This is a genomic window from Aeromonas sp. Y318-1, assembly GCF_027706125.1.
GTDB lineage: Bacteria > Pseudomonadota > Gammaproteobacteria > Enterobacterales > Aeromonadaceae > Aeromonas > Aeromonas hydrophila.
This window is the reverse complement of the sequence record NZ_JAPDCM010000001.1, coordinates 273,896-289,046: the sequence shown is the minus strand read 5'-3', so window position 1 is coordinate 289,046 and position 15,151 is coordinate 273,896. Positions and strand designations below refer to the sequence as shown.

Annotated in this window: 14 protein-coding genes and 1 other annotated feature; of the genes, 10 read left to right on the top strand and 4 right to left on the bottom strand. The window is 61.6% G+C overall.

The features are described 5' to 3' along the window. Positions 1–10 precede the first annotated feature (10 nt). Positions 11–907, bottom strand: coding sequence for an ATP phosphoribosyltransferase (gene hisG / locus OKB87_RS01245; RefSeq protein WP_017408376.1), 897 nt, complete (start codon positions 905–907; stop codon positions 11–13). A gap of 24 nt (positions 908–931) precedes the next feature. Further along, positions 932–1,060 (bottom strand) — a sequence feature (His leader region). Between the two features lie 186 nt (positions 1,061–1,246). On the opposite strand from hisG, the gene OKB87_RS01240 reads away from it, so the two are divergent. From OKB87_RS01240 to rnd, 7 genes are all read left to right on the top strand, one after another. Further along, positions 1,247–1,489, top strand: a complete 243-nt coding sequence (locus OKB87_RS01240) for a hypothetical protein (protein ID WP_011706055.1) — start codon at positions 1,247–1,249, stop codon at positions 1,487–1,489. Between the two features lie 67 nt (positions 1,490–1,556). Next, positions 1,557–3,479 (top strand): ATP-dependent DNA helicase, encoded by a 1,923-nt coding sequence (locus tag OKB87_RS01235; protein ID WP_024945368.1) that lies wholly within the window; start codon positions 1,557–1,559, stop codon positions 3,477–3,479. 115 nt (positions 3,480–3,594) lie between these two features. Continuing rightward, positions 3,595–4,296, top strand: a complete 702-nt coding sequence (tsaB, locus tag OKB87_RS01230; RefSeq protein WP_270826177.1) for a tRNA (adenosine(37)-N6)-threonylcarbamoyltransferase complex dimerization subunit type 1 TsaB — start codon at positions 3,595–3,597, stop codon at positions 4,294–4,296. Positions 4,297–4,390: 94 nt separating this feature from the next. After that, positions 4,391–4,906, top strand: a complete 516-nt coding sequence (locus OKB87_RS01225) for a Slp family lipoprotein (RefSeq protein WP_016350775.1) — start codon at positions 4,391–4,393, stop codon at positions 4,904–4,906. Between the two features lie 8 nt (positions 4,907–4,914). After that, positions 4,915–5,781, top strand: coding sequence for an alpha/beta fold hydrolase (locus tag OKB87_RS01220; RefSeq protein WP_270826176.1), 867 nt, complete (start codon positions 4,915–4,917; stop codon positions 5,779–5,781). 198 nt (positions 5,782–5,979) lie between these two features. Then, complete coding sequence (fadD, locus tag OKB87_RS01215; protein ID WP_270826363.1) at positions 5,980–7,656, top strand: long-chain-fatty-acid--CoA ligase FadD; 1,677 nt, start codon at positions 5,980–5,982, stop codon at positions 7,654–7,656. Positions 7,657–7,752: 96 nt separating this feature from the next. Further along, a complete protein-coding gene (gene rnd, locus OKB87_RS01210) occupies positions 7,753–8,865 on the top strand; it encodes a ribonuclease D (protein WP_270826175.1) in 1,113 nt (370 codons plus the stop codon). A gap of 47 nt (positions 8,866–8,912) precedes the next feature. On the opposite strand, the gene OKB87_RS01205 is transcribed toward rnd, so the two are convergent. The 3 genes from OKB87_RS01205 to dusC form a co-directional block, all read right to left on the bottom strand. Then, the gene (locus tag OKB87_RS01205) at positions 8,913–9,671 is read right to left on the bottom strand and encodes a substrate-binding periplasmic protein (protein WP_017408381.1); all 759 of its coding nucleotides are present in this window, start codon (positions 9,669–9,671) and stop codon (positions 8,913–8,915) included. A gap of 94 nt (positions 9,672–9,765) precedes the next feature. Next, positions 9,766–10,134 (bottom strand): TraR/DksA family transcriptional regulator, encoded by a 369-nt coding sequence (locus OKB87_RS01200; RefSeq protein WP_011706064.1) that lies wholly within the window; start codon positions 10,132–10,134, stop codon positions 9,766–9,768. Between the two features lie 97 nt (positions 10,135–10,231). After that, entirely contained in the window at positions 10,232–11,176 is a 945-nt protein-coding gene (gene dusC / locus OKB87_RS01195) for a tRNA dihydrouridine(16) synthase DusC (RefSeq protein WP_118881204.1), read from the bottom strand. A gap of 178 nt (positions 11,177–11,354) precedes the next feature. On the opposite strand from dusC, the gene OKB87_RS01190 reads away from it, so the two are divergent. The 3 genes from OKB87_RS01190 to dnaX all read left to right on the top strand — a co-directional run bounded on the left by OKB87_RS01190 (position 11,355) and on the right by dnaX (position 15,138). Then, positions 11,355–11,732 carry a YbaN family protein gene (locus OKB87_RS01190; RefSeq protein ID WP_011706066.1) on the top strand — a complete coding sequence of 126 codons (378 nt, stop codon included), beginning with the start codon at positions 11,355–11,357 and terminating at the stop codon, positions 11,730–11,732. A gap of 131 nt (positions 11,733–11,863) precedes the next feature. Further along, on the top strand, positions 11,864–12,409 hold the full coding sequence (gene apt, locus OKB87_RS01185) for an adenine phosphoribosyltransferase (protein WP_016350746.1): 546 nt from the start codon (positions 11,864–11,866) through the stop codon (positions 12,407–12,409). Between the two features lie 182 nt (positions 12,410–12,591). Continuing rightward, positions 12,592–15,138: a DNA polymerase III subunit gamma/tau gene (dnaX, locus tag OKB87_RS01180; protein ID WP_270826174.1), complete on the top strand. Its 2,547-nt coding sequence runs from the start codon at positions 12,592–12,594 to the stop codon at positions 15,136–15,138. The last annotated feature ends 13 nt before the right edge of the window (positions 15,139–15,151 follow it).

Genomic DNA, 15,151 nt, shown 5'->3' with positions numbered 1-15,151 from the left:
TGTCCCTTCCTTATTCCATCATTTTTTCGATGGGCAGCACCAGAATGGAGCTGGCACCCAGCGCCTTGAGCTGCTCCATGGTCTCCCAGAACAGGGTCTCGCTGGAGACGACGTGCAGCGCCACCTGGTTGGTCTCGCCCGCCAGCTGCATGATGGTGGGACGCTCGGCGCCCGGCAGCAGATCGGTGATGGCATCGAGCTTGTCCTTGGGAGCGTGCAGCATGATGTACTTGCTCTCGCGCGCCTGCTGCATCCCCTGAATGCGGGGCAGCAGGGTGTCGATGATCTTCTGCTTGGCATCGGACAAGGGGTTGGGCGCCTGCACCAGTACCGCCTTGGAGCGGTAGATCACCTCCACCTCTTTGAGGCCGTTGGCCTCCAGAGTAGCTCCGGTTGAGACCAAATCGCAGATGGCATCGGCCAGGCCCGCGCGCGGCGCCACTTCCACCGAGCCGCCCAGCATCACGCTCTTGAAGCCGAGCCCCTTTTCATCGAAGAAACGCTTGAGCAGCCCCGGGTAGGAGGTGGCGATGCGCTTGCCGGCGAGGCTCTGTGGCCCGGTGTAGGTGACGTCGTCCGGCACCGCCAGGGAGAGGCGGCAGCCGCCAAAGTCGAGCTGCTTGAGGGTCTTGACCGCAAAGGGCTGGCCCTGAGAGGCACGAATGAGCTGCACCTCTTCCAGCACGTTCTCACCGATGATGCCAAGGTCGACCACCCCTTCCATCACCAGCCCCGGGATGTCGTCATCGCGTACCCGCAGGATGTCGATGGGCATGTTCTCGACATGGGCGATGAGGCGCTGTTCGCGCAGGTTGATCTTGAGGCCGCAGCTCTTGAACAGGGCCTGGGAGTCCTGGCTCAGGCGACCGGATTTTTGCATGGCGATGCGCAGACGTTGTGTTTCCATTGCTCGATTTCCTTCTAGTCAAAAACGAAAAAGCCCTCGGAAGTCAGTGCTTCCGAGGGCTTATGAATCTTGCGGTCCTTTTGGAAGTCACCAGTTAAGTGTCTTCCAGCAGTCAACCTCCTGAAAGACTATTCGGGATGATGATGGTGGTGATGAGTCTTCAGGCTGATGAACTGCATGTAATTAATCCTTTACAAATAAGATGTCGTAGTTGACGCCCGATTTAAACTACCTGCCTTGACGGAAAAAGCAACCTGAAAATGTGATTTGGTCGATTAAAGTTGAGAAAACGGTTTTCTGGTCGATAACTAGACAAGGTGAGCCAGAGGAGGCGACATCATGCCCAGTCAGGACCTGTTATTCCCCATTCTGCCCCGGGCACCAGCCGCCCCGAGCAGTGACGACATCAAGCGGGAAGTGACCCAGATCAGCCAGAAGCATCAGCTGCGCAAGACCAGCACCGACAATGGTGACTCCCAGCAGCGCCAGCAGCCTTATCCATCGGCCAAGCGTGATCAGCCGGCACCTGAAGAGGACGATCACAAGCCGGATCCCGATCACCAGATCGATCTCTTCGTCTAGGCGCAGAATCAGTCCCGCTTTTGCCACACTTTTGGCATAATGCCCCCTTTTGCTGCGGGACGCCCTTTTGACCATCCAGACCCTGTTCAAGCCAGACGGCCCTCTGGCCAGCCATATCGACGGCTTCAAAGCCCGTGCCCCGCAACTGGAGATGGCCGAGGCGGTGGCGCGTGCCATCAAGGAGCATGGTCGCTTGCTGGTGGAGGCGGGCACCGGTACCGGCAAGACCTACGCCTACCTGGTGCCGGCGCTGGAATCCGGCAAACGGGTGGTGATCAGCACCGGCTCGAAGAACTTGCAGGAGCAACTTTTCTACCGGGATCTCCCCACCATCACGGGGGCGCTCTCCTATACCCCGCCGGTGGCCCTGCTCAAGGGGCGCAGCAACTATCTCTGCATCGAGCGGATGAACCGGCTGTTAAGCGAATCCCACCTGCAAAAACCGGAAGTACTCAATGATCTGGTCAAGGTGAAGTCCTGGTCCACCGCCACCGACAACGGCGATGTGGGGGATATTCCGGGGCTGCAGGAGAACGCCGAGATCCTCGCGCACGTCACCAGCACCAATGAAAACTGCCTCGGTCGCGACTGTCCCTATTACGACGACTGCCATCTGGTGGTGGCTCGCCGCCGTGCCATGGATGCCCAGGTGGTGGTGATCAACCACCACCTCTTCTTCGCCGACATGGCGGTCAAAGACACCGGATTTGGCGAGCTGGTGCCCGAAGCGCAGGTCTATGTGTTTGACGAAGCGCACCAGCTGCCCGAGATTGCCACCAACTACTTCGGCAAATCGGTGGGCAGCCGCACCATCCTGGATTTGGCGCAGGATATCCAGCTCGCCTATCGGGCCGAGGCCCACGACATGGCCCAGCTCGGCAAGGCGGCCGACCGGCTCGCCATCGCCAGCCAGGATCTGCGGCTCGCCTTCGGGGTGGACGGTGGGCGCGGCAATACCCGTGACATGCTGCGCCAGCCGCTCTGGGGCCAGGCGCTGGCCCGCCTCAACGATGCCCTCGGGCTCTGTTACGAGGTGCTGAAACTGGCGCTGGGGCGCGGCGAGCAGCTTGACCACTGTTTCGAGCGGATCAGTGAGCTGCGCACCCGCTTGGGAGAGGTGCTGGCCATCAACCAGACCGGTTTCTCCTACTGGTACGACTGCTCGCGGCTGCACTTTACCCTCAACCTGACCCCGCTGTCGGTGGCCGAGCGCTTTGGCGCCGAGGTGCTGCGCCCCGAGGTCGCCTGGGTGTTTACCTCGGCCACCCTGACGGTGGACATGCGCTTTGATCACTTCAAAGCCGAGCTGGGGCTGGCCGGCAGCGCCGAGCTTATTCTCGACAGCCCGTTCGACTATGGTGAGCAGGCGCGGCTGTGCGTGCCGCGCTTTCTGCCCGAGCCCAATGCCTTTGGCCGCGGCGAGCAGCTGGCCAATCTGATGATCCCGCTCATCAACAAGACGCCGGGGGGCTGTTTCTTTCTCTGTACCAGCCATCAGGTGATGCGCCAGGTGGCCGAGGTGCTGCGTCGGGAGATCGGCCGTACCGTGCTGCTGCAGGGGGAGGACAACAAGCAGCGACTGCTCAAGGAGTTCGTCGAGAATGGCCGCGCCGTGCTGGTGGCGACCAGCAGCTTCTGGGAGGGGATCGACGTGCGAGGGGCCGCGCTCTCCTGTGTTATCATCGACAAGCTGCCGTTCGCCAGTCCCGATGATCCGCAGCTTAAAGCGCGAGTGGATGACTGCAAGCTCAGGGGCGGCGATCCCTTCGCCGATATCCAGCTGCCCAAGGCGGTGATCGCCTTGAAACAGGGGGTGGGGCGGCTCATCCGTGATCGCGGTGATCATGGAGTACTGGTCATCTGTGATCCCCGCATGGTCAACAAGCCCTACGGCGCCACCTTCATCAAGAGTCTGCCCGCCATTCCACGAACCCGGGAGCTGGCGATGCTGGGGAATTTCTTCGAGCAGCAGGCGCTCGCCGGGCGGTGATCGTGTTTGGGCTGGCGCTGGCGCGACCGGGCAAACCTTGCAACATTTTGAAAAACTGCTGGCACTGTCTGCTTGCAGATTATGTAATTGACTGATTTTATAGAGATTGGAAAGCATGAACGAGTTGAAGATCCTGGCCGTTGATACCGCCACCGAAGCCTGCTCCGCCGCCTTGCTGGTGGGGGAGCAGGTGTTCTCCCGCTGGGAGGAGGCGCCGCGGGATCACACCCGCAAGATCCTGCCCATGGTTCAGGCTGTGTTGGACGACGCCGGGATAATCTTGGATGAGCTCGATGCCATCGCCTTTGGTCGTGGTCCCGGCTCCTTTACCGGGGTGCGCATTGGCATCGGTGTGGCGCAGGGCCTGGCCTTTGGGGCCGGCGTGCCGCTGATCGGCATCTCCACCCTGGCCGCCATGGCGCAAGGTGCCCATCGTCTGGATGGCGCCGAGCAGGTGCTGACCGCCATCGATGCGCGGATGAACGAGGTCTATTTCGGTCGCTATGAGCTGATCGATGGCCGCATGCAGCTGGTGGGCGACGAGGTGGTGAGCGATCCCGCGGCACTGGTTGACGTCCGTGGCAAGCTGGCGGGTCGAGTGACCTGCGTCGGCACCGGTTTCGAGACCTATGGTGAGACCCTCAAGGCCCTTGCCGACGAGCTGGTGGTCAGCCAGGTGCGTTTCCCGGCCGCAGAAGACATGCTGCCGCTGGCCCGCACCGCCTGGCTGGCGGGTGAAGCGGTAGCGGTCGAGCAGGCGACCCCGGTATATTTGCGTGACAAGGTGACCTGGAAAAAGCTGCCGGGTCGCGAATAAGGGCGGGAGTGGCAGGCATGTCGCTCACGCCGCTGGGAAAATGCCCCATTGCGGGTGGTTGACAGCCGGTTTCAGCCGGCCAGAGGAGCGTGACATGTTGAAGCGTGCAATGGTGATGGGGGCCGCAGGGCTCTTGCTCGGTGCCTGCAGCTCGGTTCCGAAAGAGCTGGCCTATGAGCCCGCCAACCAGCTGGTGGCCTACCAGCCGGCCCTTGCCGGCCTGGAGGGTAAACCGGCCCGCTGGAGCGGGGTCATCTCGGCGGTACACAACAAGGCGGATCAGAGCGTCATCGAGGTGGTCTATCTGCCGCTCAAGTCCAACGGGGTGCCGGAGCAGACCGAACAGAGCCCGGGCCGTTTTCTGGCCATCATGCAGGGCTTTGTCGACCCGACCCTCTATGCCAAGGGGCGCAGCCTGACGGTGCTCGGCACCATCGACAAGCCGCTCGACAGCCAGATAGGCGAGCACAAATACCGCTTCTCGGTGCTCAAGGTGACGGGCAGCAAGCTGTGGCCGCCGGTCAAGGAGGTAGAGGTTCGCTATGTGGATCCCTACTTCTACGACCCCTTCTATGATCCCTACTGGCCGAGACGGCCGCTGCGCCGCTAGGACCGGGAGTGAACAACGTGCTGCAGGAGCGCTTCCTGACCCTGGCCGATGGCCGCCGGGTGGCCTTGCTTGAGAGCCAGCCCGCGTCGGGTGAGCAGACCAGCAAACCCTTGCTGGTTGCGCTGCACGGTTGGCTCGACAACAGTGCGAGCTTTGTGCCCCTTGCCCCCTATCTGACCCACTTTCAGCTGGTCTGCATCGATCTGCCGGGGCACGGTCACTCGGATCACAAGAGCACGCCCTATGTCTTCGTCGACTGGCTGGACGATCTCTACCAGATCGCCCAGGCGGCGGGCTGGACGGCATTCACGCTGCTTGGCCACTCCCTCGGGGCCTTGATCGCCTCCGCCTATGCCGGGGTCTTCCCCGAGCAGGTGGAGCGACTCATCCTGCTGGAGGGGCTCGGGCCTCTCAGCCAGCCGGATGAAGCGGTGCCGGAGCAGCTGCGCCGCGCCATCCTGAATCGCAGTCGTACCCGCGAGCGAGCCTCCCAGGGCTTTGCGTCCATCGATGAAGCGGTGGCGGCGCGCTGCAAGGTGGCCGACATTGGCCCGAATTCGGCCCGCCTCATCTGCGAGCGACAGCTGGAAGGGCGGGCAGGGCGCTGGCACTGGCGCAGCGATCCTCGTTTGCGGGATCTCTCCCCCATGCGCATGAGCGAAGGGCAGGCCCAGGCGCTGATCCGGGCCATCCGCTGCCCGGTGCTGTTTATCGCCGGCGCAGAGGGTTTTGCTAGCCTGCAGGAACAGTGGCAACAGCGTCATGCCGCGTTTGCCCGCATAGAGCGGGTCGTTTTGGTGGGAAACCACCATTTTCATATGGAAAATTCGGCAGAGACCGCGGTTTGTATCGAAAAATTTTGTCAAATTCGGTAGAATCGACGGCTTTCAATAATTCCAGGTTTGTCTTCTCCCTCACATTTTTCCGTTGTTAATTTGCTGTTAATTGATGTTGCCCTATGTAAATATGGGCGGCATTAGAGTATGAGCTTAAAACAACTGCTTGAAATGGATGTGAACAGGGACGGAGGCAACACAGTGAGCGCACAGGTGCTAGTTATGCAGGAGAAGTTCGTGGAAAAAGTCTGGCTGAAGCGTTATCCAGAAGGGGTGCCCGCCGAGATCAATCCAGACCAATACAGCTCCCTGGTCGAAATGTTTGAAGAGTCGGTGAACGAATTCGCCGACCAGCCTGCCTTCGTCAACATGGGGCAGACCATTACCTACCGTCGCCTCGAAGAGCAGTCCCGCGCCTTTGCCGCCTACCTGCAAAACGAGCTCAATCTCAGTCAGGGTGACAGGGTCGCCGTGATGATGCCCAACCTGCTGCAGTACCCCATCGCGGTGTTCGGCATCCTGCGTGCCGGCATGATAGTGGTCAACGTCAACCCGCTCTACACCCCGCGCGAGCTGGAACATCAGCTCAAGGACTCCGGCGCCAAGGCCATCGTCATCGTCTCCAACTTTGCCCATACCCTGGAAAAAGTGGTCTACGACACCCCGGTCAAGCACGTGATCCTGACCCGCATGGGCGACAACCTGGGCCTGGCCAAGGGCACCCTGGTCAACTTTGTGGTGAAATACGTCAAGAAGCTTGTGCCCAAATACAATCTGCCCCACGCCAGCACCATGTGCCAAGCGCTGGCCAAAGGCCGCTATCTGCAGTACATCAAGCCCGAGATCAACAACGACGATCTGGCCTTCCTGCAGTACACCGGCGGTACCACCGGCCTCTCCAAGGGGGCCATGCTGACTCACCGCAATCTCATCGCCAACGTCGAGCAGTGCCTCGGGGTATACGGCCCCATGCTGGAACGGGGCAAGGAGTTCGTGGTCACCGCGCTGCCGCTCTACCACGTGTTTGCATTGACCGTGAACTGCCTGTTGTTCATGCGCATCGGCGGTTACAACCTGCTCATCAGCAACCCGCGCGACATCCCGGGCTTTGTCAAAGAGATCAGAAAGTATCCCTTTACCTGCATCACCGGGGTCAACACCCTGTTCAATGCGCTGGTCAACAATGGCGAGTTCCAGTCGATGGACTTCTCCCGTCTGAAGCTGACCATAGGTGGTGGCATGGCGGTGCAGCGGGCAGTGGCCGAACAGTGGAAAGGGCTGACCGATACGCCGCTGCTGGAAGGCTACGGCCTGACCGAGTGTTCGCCGCTGGTGAGTGTCTGCCCCTATGATCTGCTCGACTACAACGGCTCCATCGGCCTGCCGGTCTGCTCCACCGACATTCGTCTGGTGGATGATGCAGGCCAGGTGATCCACGAGCTTGGCAAACCCGGCGAGATGCAGGTGCGCGGCCCGCAGGTGATGAGCGGCTACTGGCAGCGGCCGGAAGCTACCGCCGAGGTGATGCAGGATGGCTGGCTCTGTACCGGCGACATCGCGGTGTGCGACGAGCAGGGCTTCTTCAAGATCGTCGATCGCAAGAAGGACATGATCCTGGTCTCCGGCTTCAACGTCTATCCAAACGAAATTGAAGACGTGGTGGCGCTGCACCCGAAAGTGCTGGAAGTGGCCGCCGTAGGTGTGCCGCACAAGGTCTCCGGCGAGCTGGTGAAGATCTTCGTGGTCAAGAAAGATGCAAAGCTGCAGGAAGACGAGATTATTGCTCACTGCCGCAAACATCTGACTGCCTATAAGGTACCGAAACTGGTAGAATTTCGTGACGAACTTCCCAAGACCAATGTGGGCAAGATCCTGCGCCGCGTGCTGCGCGACGAGGAGATTGCCAAGCAGTAACCGGCGTGGCGCTGCCAAGCAGCATGCCGTCGTTATGCAAAACCGTGGGTCAGCCCACGGTTTTTTCTTTTGGCCCTGATCAACGCGCAGGCACAGATGCACTATCAACTCATTTCACAGCAAGCCGAACTGGATCAGTATCTCGCCTCCCTGGCCGACGTTCCCCTGGCCATCGATACTGAATTCGTTCGCACCCGCACCTACTATCCCCAGCTGGGCCTGTTCCAGATCTATGACGGTGAGCATCTGGCACTGCTGGATCCGCTGGCCCTGGATCTCTCTTCCCTCTGGCAACGACTCGGCCGGGCAGGGCAGATCGCCATCTTGCACGCCTCCGGTGAAGATCTGGAGCTTATCCAGCATCAGGCGGGCCATCTGCCCAACCAGATGCACGACACCCAGCTGGCCGCCGCCTTCCTGGGTTACGGGGTATCGGTCGGTTTTGGCGCCCTGGTCAACGAGTTTCTCGCGGTGGAGCTGGAAAAGGATCAGGCCCGCACCGACTGGTTGGCACGCCCTCTGACTCCCCGTCAGCTTGAGTACGCAGCGGCCGACGTGTTTTATCTGTTGCCGCTCTACGAGAAAGTGATGGCCAAGCTGCATGAGAGTGGCAAGTTCGCCTGGTTCGAACAGGAGTGCCAGAACCACTCCGCCCGCAAGACCCAGACCAGCGATCCACGCCAGGCCTATCTCGACATCGTCAATGCCTGGCAACTGGGGCGCCGCGAGCTGGCTATCTTGCGTGAGCTGGCCGCCTGGCGTCAGCAGGAGGCAGTACGCCGGGATCTGGCCCTCAACTTCGTGGTCAAAGAGCTGCACCTGTTCAAGGTGGCGGAGCGCAGACCCACCTCGCTGCGCGATCTGAACGAGCTGGGGCTGGCCCCCATCGAGATCAAGATCCACGGCAAGCGGATGCTGGATATCGTGGCCGCAGCTCAGCAGAGCGATCCCGACAGCTGGCCCGAGCCCATTCGCCGGCTGGTGGACTACCCCCAGTACAAGGCCGAGCTCAAGCGCATCAAGGGGATGGTGGAAGAGAAGGCCAAGGCCAGCAACATTCCGCCCGAGCTGGTTGCCAGCAAGAAGATCATTCACCAGTACTTCACCTGGAGCTGGCGCATGAGCGACGAAGAGCGCGCCCGGGCCGACAAGCCGATGCTGCTGCAGGGCTGGCGCCATGAACTGGTTGGCCACTTGCTGGCACAGTGATCACAAGATTAAAAAAGGGGCCCTCGGGGCCCCTTTTTTTGCCGGTGTTACTGCAGCGGATAGCGGTAGCGAGCCAGGATCTGCCCGTACTCCGGGCTTTGCAGCAGGGTCCGGATCGCCTCATCAAGCCGTTGCAGCTGTTGTGGCGTGGTGGTGCGACGACTCAACATCAGGTGGACCGGGGTCTGCTGTATGTCGAGCAGGGTGGTCAGTTGATCGAGGGGGAGCCCGGCCAGATTGAGCTGCTGCAACCCCATGGGGTCCATGACAACCCCCTGGATCCGGCCAGCCAGCAGCAGTTTGATCAGCGGTTCCATTTTGAGCCTGACCAGCAGTCGCTGCTGCATCTGGGGTGACTGCATGAAGGTGCGAAAATCGGTGCCGTAATCAAAATCACGCAGCAGGCCGATGGTGAAGTCTGGCCGGGAGAGCAAGTCGGAGAGCTGGGTTATCTCCTGCCAGCGCCCCTTGTCCTGACGGCGGATAAGCAGCACGGTCTCTTCATTGCGATAGGGCAGGGTAAAGCGGGCATACAGGTCGCGCTCGGCAGTCTGGTTGGCGGACATGGTCAGTTGGATGGTGCCGAACTCCAGTTCGCGCAGCACACGGGCCCAGGGCATCTCGCTGTAGTTGGCGTGAAACCCAGCCCGGTTGAAGATGGCTTCCAGCAGGTCGATATCCAGCCCCTGCAGTTGCTGCTGTTCGTCGCGAAAGCTGAACGGGTGCCAGCTTGACCAGCCCACCAGCAACGACTCTTGCGCCCAGGCGGAGCAGCACAAACACCATAACAACAAGACTCTGTACACGGATATGTCCCTGTTCAGCGTGGTTGTTGTTGATTATTGAATAGAAATGTCGGGCTGACCAGCCCGCAGGAGAGGATGCACGGACGTGCATCCCTCAGAGTTCGTGGGCGTGGAATCCCTTGCGATAGCGGGCTTCGCAGCGCGGGCAGCGTTGCAGGGTCGGGTCCTGTTCCAGCTGTTCGATGGCCAGCGGCTCCTCGCAGTCGGAACAGAGGCCATAGAGGCCCAGATCCATCTGACAGAGGGCGGCATCGATGCGCTTGAGGCGAGCCACGCTCTGCTCCACCTTGGGCAGGTCGAGGCGGCTGGTCAGATCAACCAGTTGATCCCGCTCGCAGTGATCCACCTTCTCTGCCCACTCGTCACGCCGACAGGCTTTGAGCTGACCGATCAGCTCTTCTCTTACTTGCGCCCAGTCAGTCAGCAGGCGATCACGCCACACGGCCAACTGAGCTTGCGTCATTTCACACACACTAGCCCCCAACAGACGAATTACGAATCTGGGGCAGTATAGGGAAGCGACAGGATTATCAAGATGATATGCGTCAAGTAAAGGACGGTTAGATCACAGTTTTCGACGCCTGCAGCAAGGCATCCCGGATGGGATGGGTCTCCTTGAGTACCCGGATTTCCCCAAACAGCCGATCCGCCTCGGGATACTCCCGCTTGAGATAGCTGAACCACTGCTTGATCCGGCTGGGATAATAGTCGGCTTTTTCGCTGGCCAGATCTTGCTCGGTGTAGCTCACCATCAACTGCAGCACCTCGGCCCAGCTCATGTGGGCACAGCCGGTTTTCATCACGTTGGCCAGATTGGGCAGGGAGATGGCGCCGCGACCCACCATCAGGGTGTCGCAGCCGGAGACCTGAGCGCAGGCGAGGGCATCCGCATGATCCCAGATCTCGCCGTTGGCGGTGACGGGAATGGGCAGAGCACGGCGAATGGCGTCCACATACTCCCAGTGGGCCGGCGCCTTGTAGCCTTCGCGCTTGGTGCGGGCATGCACGGCCAGCTCGTTGGCGCCGCCTTGATGAACGGCCTGGGCGTTCTCCAGATAGAGCTCCTTGTCATCGTAGCCGAGGCGGATCTTGGCACTCACCGGCAGATGGGCAGGCACCGCCTCGCGCACCGCCTTGACGATGCGATAGATGGTCTCGGGCTCTTTGAGCAGCACGGCCCCCCCCTTGCTCTTGTTGACCGTGGGGGCGGGGCAGCCGAAGTTGAGATCGACGCCAGGGGAGCCGAGTTCGATGGCTCGCAGCGCGTTTTCGGCCAGCCACTCTGGGTGCTGGCCCAGCAGTTGTACCCGCACCGGGGTGCCGGCCCGGGTCTTGCCGTCCTGTTTGAGCTCGGGGCAGAGGCGATGGAACACCTTGGCCGGCAGCAGCTGATCGACCACCCGGATGAATTCGCTGACGCAGAGGTCGTAATCGTTGACGGAGGTGAGCACCTCCCGCATCAAGTGATCCAGCACCCCCTGCATGGGGGCCAAAATAACGCGCATAACCGGTTCCGAAGGGCAAACAGAGAAAAAAGAGCGCAGATTGTAGTGGTAATGGCCTGCGTTGTCAGCCATCTGCCCACTCGATGAGCCTAATCGGCAGCCGTCCCCGTGGGCCAGGCTGTCGGCTTTCGGGTCAACTCTGTTAGGCTAAGCAGAGCTGGATGGAAGAGGAGTGGCTATGAAACGTTGGTGTTTGATGGGGTTGGGCTGGCTGGCATTCGTGACCGGCATCATCGGCATCGTGCTGCCCCTGTTGCCGACCACGCCCTTCATGCTGCTGGCGGCGGCCCTGTTTGCCCGCTCGTCGCCTCGTTTTCACCGCTGGCTGCTGGCGCACCCCTGGTTCGGGCCGCCCATTGCCGACTGGCAGCAGTATCGCGGCATTCGCCGCCATGCGCGGCGGCGCGCCATCCTCTTCATTCTGCTCTCCTTCTCGGTGTCGCTGGCGGTGGTCCCCCTGCTGTGGGTCAGGCTGCTGCTCATTGCCATAATGGTGATCCTGCTCACCTGGTTAATGCGTCTGCCGGTGCTGGAGCCAGTTGCAATGGAGAAGTGAAGTCCCTAAGCTATTGCGGCAATAATGCTATGGAGTCGGCCTGTCATTTTTGCGTGACGGGCCTTTTTATTTCCCGCTGGCGGGAAGCTGAGAGAAACGACCATCTGCGTCGAAAAACAAACGGTCAAACCATGAATCCGGAAACCCTGAAATTTATCGAAGCGAGCATCAAGACCATTCCCGACTATCCGAAGCCGGGCATCCTGTTTCGCGACATCACCAGCCTGATCGAGAATGCCGATGCCTTCAAGGCCACCATTGATCTGCTGGCCAATCACTATCGTGATCAAGGGATCACCAAGATTGTCGGTACCGAAGCGCGCGGCTTCATCTTCGGCGCGCCGGTTGCCTACGCCATGGGTCTGGGCTTCGTGCCGGTTCGCAAGCCGGGCAAACTGCCCCGCGCCGTCATCGAAGAGTCCTATGCCCTCGAATACGGCACCGACACCCTGCAACTGCACACCGACGCCATCGTGCCCGGTGACAAGGTGCTGGTCGTGGACGATCTGCTGGCCACCGGCGGCACCGTCGATGCCACCGTCAAGCTCATTCGCCGCGCCGGCGGTGAAGTGGTTGATGCCGCCTTCATCATCTCCCTGCCGTCCCTCGGTGGTGATGCCCGCCTGACTGCCGCCGGCGTCAAGGTGGTTTCTCTGGTCGAACTGCCGGGCGAATAAGCCCTCAATCTGACCAAGCTGGCAGGTCTCGTCAGCCTTGCCTGCGTCCAGACCGGTGCCCGTACGGGCATCGGTTTGAAATTCAAGCGATCCCTCCCGCCCTGGCCGATAGCCGATACAGCCCGCCCCGCATTTGTGTTAGCATCCAGCCTCAATGCCTTGTCATCCCTGCATCGAGATCTATGAGCTATCAGGTTCTGGCGCGTAAATGGCGCCCCCATACGTTTGAACAAGTGGTAGGCCAGCATCATGTGCTGACCGCCTTGACCAACGCCCTGGATCAGGGACGGCTGCATCACGCCTATCTGCTGAGCGGCACCCGCGGGGTCGGCAAGACCACCATCGCCCGCATCCTGGCCAAGAGCCTCAACTGCGAGCAGGGGATCAGCAGCCACCCGTGCGGGGTGTGTGACACCTGCCGCGAGATCGATCAGGGCAACTTCGTCGACCTGCTGGAGATCGATGCGGCGTCGCGCACCAAGGTGGAAGATACCCGCGAGCTGCTCGACAACGTGCAGTACCGGCCGGCCCGTGGCCGCTTCAAGGTCTACCTCATCGATGAAGTGCACATGTTGTCGCGCCACAGCTTCAACGCGCTGCTGAAAACCCTGGAAGAGCCGCCCCCCTATGTGAAGTTCCTGCTGGCCACCACGGATCCGCAGAAGCTGCCGATCACCATCCTCTCGCGCTGCCTGCAGTTTCATCTGAAGAGTCTGGATCAGACCCAGATCGCCAAGCAGCTCGAATGGGTGCTGGATCAGGAGGGACAACCCTTTGAACCGCGCGCCCTGCTGGCGCTGGCCAAGGCGGCCGACGGCAGCATGCGCGATGCCCTGAGCCTGACCGATCAGGCGCTGGCTCACGGCAATGGCAGCGTGCGCCTAGATAGCGTGCTGGCCATGCTGGGCACGCTCGATCATCGCCATCTGCACCAGCTGTTGGAGGCGGTGCTGCGCCAGGATGCGCCGGCCACCATGGCCAAGATCACCGAAATTGCCACCCTGGGCCCCGATTTTGATCAGCTGCACGCCGAGCTGGAAGGGCTGCTCCATCGCATCGCCATGGCGCAGCTGCTGCCGGCCACCGTGCAGGAGCAGGGGGCGGACGCTGATGCCCTGCTGCAACTGGCCCAGGCCATGAGCCCGGAAGAGGTGCAGCTCTGTTATCAAATCGTGCTGGGCGGTCGTAAAGACTTGCCCTGGGCTCCCGATGGCCGCACCGCGCTGGAGATGACCTGCCTGCGGATGCTGGCCTTCTCGCCCCGGCGCGAAGTACTGCACCCCGCCAGTCTGACGGCGCTGTCCCCCGCCATGGGAGGGTTGGCGCCAGAGGCGAGGAGTGGCGCAGCGGCGCCGGGAAAGCCCCAGGGGGCTGAGCCGGCCCCGGCTGCCAGTGCAGCGCCACAGGCTTCGTCTGCGGTTGCAGCCACCGCGCCTGCCGCGACCATGGCCCCTGTGGCGATGGCTGAGCCAGCGGCTGTCGAGCCAGCTTTGGAGAGACAGGATAACGGCGCCGAGCTGGATCCGCTGTTTGCCGAGCAGAATGAGTTGCTGCGCGAGGCCGAGCAGATGGGTTACGAGGCGGTGACGTTGCCGGCCGCGTCCGGCAACCTGCCGGCAGAGCCGTCTGTGGCTCCCCCTTCAGTGCCTGTCATGGCCGAGCACGAATCAATCCCGCAGGCCGAGGTTGTGGCCGACGCAGAGGCTGTCCCCTCGATGGTCTCCAGCATGCAAAGCCTGCTTGGCAAGCGCAATCTGCTGCGCAGTCGCCTGCGCAGCGAACCGTCTGCGGCGACCACCTCTGTGCGCACAGAGCCAGCCAAACCGGTGGCTGCTGCCAGACCGGCAACTGCGATACAGCCAGCCGCCGCCACCCCATCCCCGGCGTTCGAACCGCAACCGGCGCGGGTTGATGGGCAAGGGCTGTCGTCTGCCCGGCCAGCTCCGCAGACGGGGTATGACGACTTGCCGCCGCTCGATGCCTATGAAGAGAGCGGCAACGACTACGAAGAGTATTTGAGCCAAGGTTTCAGCGATGCGTTCGCCAGCGCCCCTCTGCCGGAGCGGGCTGCCGAGGTTTTGTCGCCGGCGCCTGTCCCCGCGGCCGTGGCACGTCCTCAGTCAGACGATCTGCCGCCCTGGGATCTGGACGGTAGTGCACCTCGGCAGGCTACCGCAGCGCCTGTTGCGGCTCCCGTGACGGCCTTTCGCGAGGTCGTTGCCAGCGAGCCGGTGCCTGCGGCCTCGGTGATGGAGACCATTGACTGGGACGAGCTGGAGGGTGACAGCCAGCCGCAAGCGGGAGAAGTGGCGGCCAGATTGATCCCGTCCTCCCTGCTGAACAGCTGTGGCGATCCCTGGGCCGAGCTGATTGCCCGCACCGGTGTCGGTGGTCGACTGCGTCAGCTGGCCATCAACTCGGTCATGAGCCAGCAGGGGGACAAGGTACTGTTGACCCTCAAACCGGAGCAGCGCCATCTGATCAGCGACAGGGCGCGTGCCGATCTGGCCGAGATCATCGGCCCCGAGCTGGGGCAACCGGTGCAGGTGGAGGTCACGCTGGGCAACGTGCCCGAGCAGGAGACGCCGCTGGAGATAGAACATCGCCTCTATCTCGGGGTGCGTGAGCAGGTCACCCGGGATCTGGAGCAGGATCCCAACGTGCAATTTTTGCAGCAGCGATTTGGCGCCGTGCTTCACCACGACAGCATAGAGCCGCTGAGTCGCTGACAAACACCATGCC